Origin of the sequence: Sivoneniella epilithica UHCC 1019, assembly GCF_040830845.1 — a bacterium.
GTDB lineage: Bacteria > Cyanobacteriota > Cyanobacteriia > Leptolyngbyales > Leptolyngbyaceae > ULC077BIN1.
Genome location: NZ_JBFPDP010000064.1, coordinates 19,962 through 24,360, shown reverse-complemented (window position 1 = coordinate 24,360; position 4,399 = coordinate 19,962). Strand labels below are relative to the sequence as shown.

The 4,399-nt window shown below is 48.3% G+C and carries 6 protein-coding genes and 1 pseudogene; 4 read left to right on the top strand and 3 right to left on the bottom strand.

The genetic code is table 11. The features are described from left to right. Together AB3R30_RS24195 and AB3R30_RS24190 are read right to left on the bottom strand one after the other, a co-directional pair. Nucleotides 1–111 (bottom strand): annotated as a pseudogene (locus AB3R30_RS24195) (IS630 family transposase); the annotation flags it as partial. A 494-nt stretch (nt 112–605) separates the two neighbouring features. After that, a complete protein-coding gene (locus AB3R30_RS24190) occupies nt 606–830 on the bottom strand; it encodes a hypothetical protein (protein ID WP_458651776.1) in 225 nt (74 codons plus the stop codon). A 634-nt stretch (nt 831–1,464) separates the two neighbouring features. Between AB3R30_RS24190 and AB3R30_RS24185 the strand changes: the two genes are divergently transcribed. The 3 genes from AB3R30_RS24185 (at nt 1,465) to AB3R30_RS24175 (ending at nt 2,401) form a co-directional block, all read left to right on the top strand. After that, complete coding sequence (locus AB3R30_RS24185) at nt 1,465–1,665, top strand: hypothetical protein (protein ID WP_458651775.1); 201 nt, start codon at nt 1,465–1,467, stop codon at nt 1,663–1,665. A 136-nt stretch (nt 1,666–1,801) separates the two neighbouring features. Then, complete coding sequence (locus AB3R30_RS24180) at nt 1,802–2,053, top strand: hypothetical protein (protein ID WP_458651774.1); 252 nt, start codon at nt 1,802–1,804, stop codon at nt 2,051–2,053. 27 nt (nt 2,054–2,080) lie between these two features. After that, nucleotides 2,081–2,401: a pentapeptide repeat-containing protein gene (locus tag AB3R30_RS24175; RefSeq protein ID WP_458651773.1), complete on the top strand. Its 321-nt coding sequence runs from the start codon at nt 2,081–2,083 to the stop codon at nt 2,399–2,401. A 183-nt stretch (nt 2,402–2,584) separates the two neighbouring features. On the opposite strand, the gene AB3R30_RS24170 is transcribed toward AB3R30_RS24175, so the two are convergent. Next, complete coding sequence (locus tag AB3R30_RS24170) at nt 2,585–2,926, bottom strand: hypothetical protein (RefSeq protein WP_458651772.1); 342 nt, start codon at nt 2,924–2,926, stop codon at nt 2,585–2,587. Nucleotides 2,927–3,168: 242 nt separating this feature from the next. Here AB3R30_RS24170 and AB3R30_RS24165 point away from each other — a divergent pair. Beyond that, nucleotides 3,169–4,399, top strand: a 1,231-nt coding sequence (locus AB3R30_RS24165) for a HAMP domain-containing protein (RefSeq protein WP_458651771.1), incomplete at its 3' end; no start/stop codon positions are given.

The following is a 4,399-nucleotide window of genomic DNA, read 5'->3' as shown; positions in this document are numbered from 1 at the left end:
ACCCCCATGAGCTTGAGCAAACTCTCTAAACCGTTGCCAGTCCGTGATTTTATGTCTATTTCCCCGCTGATAATGGGCGTTAGCTTGGCAGGTGCCAGTTTCCTCCTTTCGCTTCAGCACTGCCGCAGATTCTTGTGCTTCCCATTGCTGGCATCGCCTCAAATTCTCAACAAAGTCACGTCCTGCTTGGGGAGACTGATTCCATAGATCGACACCCTGCACCAGAACGTTGATGCTCAGTGAAACACCCATATTCTCAGCATCCTGGAGTAGATGAGGAATTGCCTCTTGGCGCGCCCGATCAAGTCCCCGTTGTTCTGCATCCGCGACGGAAGTAGCTTCAAGTTGCCAGCTAAATGTACCTTGATTGGTGGCAGAGTTACCGGGATCGGTGTGCTGCTGCCAAATTGAGGTTTTACCACCCTCTGGTGTACGAGTGCCTTCAGCAACTCTGATCGCGATCGCTCCAAGACTATCCGGCGTAGCAAACAACCGCTCTACTTCCGCCCTCAACGTCACAAGCTCTGGGACGATCTGAGATTGATGTTTTGGTAGCGGTCGAAAACTAACCTGAGACAAGGCAATGGTAAAGCTACTAGAGATCATTAGCAAAGCAGCAAAGGAAAGTTTTGTGAGTGCCGCTTCAGTCCAACTTCGGGTGAAAACTGGGTATGAGTGTGAATGGCGATCGCGGCGCTTCTGGCACATGTGGCAATCTCGTTGCTGCCGTCGAAGAGACTTGGGTGAGTTAGCCAATCGCGATCGCGGTTACTCATCTGTTGTTGCTGTTGCTGCTTTCTCAAGCTGCGGGAGTGAGTTAAATGATTCATGCGTGACTAGCGGTTCTACAAACGATGAAAGGAAGAATACGAAGTGGGCATCTGTATCCTTATCTCCCTTGCCCTGGTGGGCAACCCGCTATACGACCTCCTTTGAAATGCGAAACTTTCGATTCCAGACGTTGAAGTTGGGTGAATGATAACTCAAACATCAACTAATTAGATCTATACATTAAGACAGATTATCAACCAACTTGGAATATCACTTTTTCGCTATCACTGTACGAAGTGATGTTCACTCATTAGCTGCATTACCACTCGTCTCTACATAACATTGAAGTTGGTACAAGCGGCAGAATAGGCTTTTTGAACTAACTACAACCTTCAGTTATCCTTGAGTTTAACTCATTCCAAAGGCAGAACCTTAGAGCCACTAATTAGAACTTTAGCAATAGGACAATCAATACAAACCGCGTTAACGTAGGTGGAATGTTCGCAAGGAGAGACAGTAACGAATCTACCTGCATCAAATTGTACCAAAGCCGTTACGACTACTTTAGCTATCATGGCTACCTGGGTAGGCGCAGGACTGGAAGTCGCCCAAGCTTGATCAAGCAATGATTTAGCTAACGGTATTTATCTCTACGGGCAAGTCGCGCAGCCCAATCAGATTTTTAAGGAATACATGATTTTTCAGCAGCGCAATGGTGAAGTGATCGGCGCACTCTACTACTTACGTTCTGAATTTCAGTGCTTTAAAGGCAACCTCAATAATACAACACTAGAGATCCAACCGCTCGCCACGGAAACCGCAGTTCAGAGCAAAACGACTGCCGAACTGGATAAGTTGCATCGCATCAACACCATGAGTGCCAGCGATCGTTAAGTTCTTGCGGCTTGTCAGCAGGCAGCTGCAACTAAGCCGATCTCATCTACATCAGCTTCAAGCACCCAAATCTCAGCGTTTTAGACAAGTTGAGTTTTGAAATTGCAGATTCTATTGAAATTAGGAAGATGCCAATATGAGGAACGTAAAAGAGCGCCGTATCGGAATCTCTTCTGCATCAGAGAATCCTGAGTATCTCAAAGGCTACCGAGATGGTGTGCGATCGACGGACGGCGGTCGTTTTGTGGCTGGCGATGGGTTACTGGGCGCATTGCTGGCGATCGCGTTGATGGCAGGTGTCGGCTACCACTACGCCACCACTGGACGATTGCTGCCCACTGGCGTAGAAATAAATCCCAGGCTGCCGCTGCCTGATTCACAACGGTAGGTTTGATCAGGCAGTGATAATGTTCACTTGCAGGGAGAAGATCTACGAGACGTTATTCTAGATGGAGCAATTTTGCAAGGGGCAATGCTGGAGGGCGCAAACTTGAGCCGTTCTGATCTGGTGGTTGCCAACATGACTGAGTCCCAATTAAGCGAGGCAAACCTGAGTCAAGCAAATTTAGCGGCTGCCAATTTAGAGCAGGCAAATTTGAGCGGGGCTGATTTAGCGGTTGCCGATCTGTCTCAAGCAAACTTGCAAGCAGCCGATCTCAACCAGACAAATTTAAGCGGAACGAACTTGAAGGGAGCGAATACTGAGGGTACGCTGCTTGATGAGAAGTCCGTCTAGCGATCGCCGAAGTTAATCACAGAACAAAGGGCTGCTCATTAAATCGACTGATATTCAACCTCTAATAAGATTTCTCAAAAAGATCTGACCCATTGAAATTGTGCCCTTCGACTGCGCTTAGAACATCTAGCTGCGGCTACACTCAACTAGCAGGTAGTTTTCTCTAGAAGTCTCCTAATATCATTAAGCCGATCGCAAATCCGCCAGTAATAGATTCATTCGCTCTGCTACATCTGCTTTCGCACTTGGATCGGCATCATACAAAAATACATCAAGCACGAACCAGCGACACAGTAACGGATCAGTCAGAATCAGCTTTAGCATCACTTGATTCAATACTTCTGTCACTAATTCATCTGGTAAACGACGGATTTCATCACGAATTGCCAGAGCGGTCTCAAGCTGCTGGGTTTCGCCAACTTTAATCACAGCTTGAGCGATCGCCTCAATCAATTGAGTAAAGCCATCCTGTAACGGGTTCACTCCATTTCGACTGACTTGTTTATGCTGAAATTGATCTTCCAAAGTATTTGTCGAAACAAAGAGAGCATTAATGCATGTCCAACTTTATTACACTCAGCTAAATGTGTATCCCTAACATCTATCTTTAGACTGACTTTGTAGACTTACGCTTCATTCTCAAGGGTGAGGACATTCTGCCTTTTGAAGCAGAAGATCCACATGGGAAGTTGTATATTTCTTCTGAGAGGTTTTCTGACAAAACTGCTTCAGTTTCCCATCAACACTTACCTTCTAGGTCACCGTTTATGACAATTGCTCAAGCGCCTAGCGAAACCGACAATCTCGACCTGAAGCAACTGCTCAAAGTTTTAACGGAAGTGAAGAAGGGTAATTTCTCCATCCGAATGCCCTACGACCAGACGGGGGTTGCAGGTAAGATTGCCGATACGCTGAATGACATCATCGATAAAAACGAGCAAATGACCGGGGAGCTAGAACGGATTAGCACCGTTGTGGGGAAGGAAGGAAAGACGAATGAACGGGCATCGTTGAGTGGTGCAAAGGGTTCCTGGAAAGCGTGTGAAGGCTCCATCAATACCTTGATTGTGGATTTGGTGCAGCCAATGGCTGCGATCACGCGCGTCATTCGATCGGTCGCAAATGGGGATTTGTCGCAGGCGATCGCGACGGAAATCGAAGGGCGATCGCTGCAAGGGGAATTTCTGCAAACGGCGCAGATCGTCAACACCATGGTGGATCAGCTGCAATCCTTTGCTTCTGAGGTGACGCGGGTAGCACGGGAAGTGGGCACCGAAGGCAAACTGGGCGTACAAGCAGAAGTGAAAGGGGTGGCTGGCACCTGGAAAGACCTGACCGATAACGTCAACTCGATGGCGGGAAATTTGACGGCACAGGTACGGAACATTGCGGAAGTGACGACCGCTGTGGCAAACGGCGATCTCTCCAAGAAAATTACGGTGGATGTAAAGGGCGAAATTCTCGATCTTAAAAGCACGATCAACATCATGGTGGATCAGTTGAATTCCTTCGCGTCCGAAGTGACACGGGTAGCGCGCGAGGTGGGAACGGAAGGCAAGCTGGGCGTACAGGCGCAAGTTCCGGGGGTGGCTGGCACCTGGAAAGATTTGACCGACTCTGTGAATTCGATGGCAGGAAACTTGACGGCACAGGTACGGAACATTGCCGAAGTCACAACCGCTGTAGCCAATGGCGACTTGTCCAAGAAAATTACCGTCGATGTCAAAGGTGAAATTTTGGATTTGAAAAGCACCATTAACACGATGGTGGATCAGTTGAATTCCTTCGCTTCGGAAGTGACGCGGGTGGCGCGAGAAGTGGGAGCCGAAGGCAAATTGGGCGGTCAGGCGGAAGTACGAGGGGTGGCGGGCACCTGGAAAGATTTGACCGACTCCGTAAACTTCATGGCAGGAAATTTGACTGGACAGGTGCGAAATATTGCGGAAGTGGCAACGGCGATCGCCAATGGCGACTTGTCTCGCAAAATTACGGTAGACG

Excerpts from the sequence above, each read along its gene's own strand:
- AB3R30_RS24190 (WP_458651776.1), bottom strand. The coding sequence starts at position 830 with ATGAATCATTTAACTCACTCCCGCAGCTTGAGAAAGCAGCAACAGCAA.
- AB3R30_RS24185 (WP_458651775.1), top strand. The coding sequence starts at position 1,465 with ATGATTTTTCAGCAGCGCAATGGTGAAGTGATCGGCGCACTCTACTAC.
- AB3R30_RS24180 (WP_458651774.1), top strand. The coding sequence starts at position 1,802 with ATGAGGAACGTAAAAGAGCGCCGTATCGGAATCTCTTCTGCATCAGAG.